This window comes from Thermus sp., from assembly GCF_056332225.1.
Genome location: NZ_JBWGQW010000233.1, coordinates 1 through 580 on the forward strand (window position 1 = coordinate 1; position 580 = coordinate 580).

1 protein-coding gene is annotated in these 580 nt (G+C 68.8%); it reads right to left on the bottom strand.

The genetic code is table 11. The features are described from left to right. A partial coding sequence (locus AC01Y6_RS11085; protein WP_476671586.1) for a hypothetical protein occupies positions 1–414 on the bottom strand: 414 nt, incomplete at its 3' end. Positions 415–580 lie beyond the last annotated feature (166 nt).

The window sequence follows — 580 nt, forward strand, 5'->3', positions numbered from 1 at the left end:
ACGCCTACGCAGTTGCGGCATCCCCTTCTTCTTCCCGGGCAGAAGGCGCTCCAGGACCTCCCAGGTCTCCTCGTAGTGGCCGAGGGACCACATCCAGGCCGCCCAGGTTTGGGCCCGCCGCAACCCTTCCCCGTAGGCCCAGCCGTCCCCGTAGGGCAGGAAGAACGCCCCCCCGAAGAGGTGGATCCCCTCGGGGGCCAGGCGGATGGCCCCGGAGAGGCGCTCCGGGGTGAGGGTCTCCGCGAAGGCCTGAAGCTCCGCCTCCACCTCGGGCGGGGGCGGGGCGTCCGGGGAGAGGGACTGGGCCCCCTCCCCCCGGAGGAAGCGGAGGGCGGCCCGGGCCCCCTCCAGGTCCACCATCGTCTCAAAGACCTCCGCCAGCGAAACCTCCTGGAACCACGCCTTCTTCTCCATCGGCGAACCTCCTTCCCCGCCCCTGGGGGCGGGGTCATGACCAAGGGGGAAAGCCAAACGAACCCCCGGCCCTCGCGGGGCCGGGGGTTGGGATCCACCTGACTTGGTCTGCTATATATATAACCCAAGTTGCTACCTATCCCTGGGCCTGAAAAAATAGTGGCCG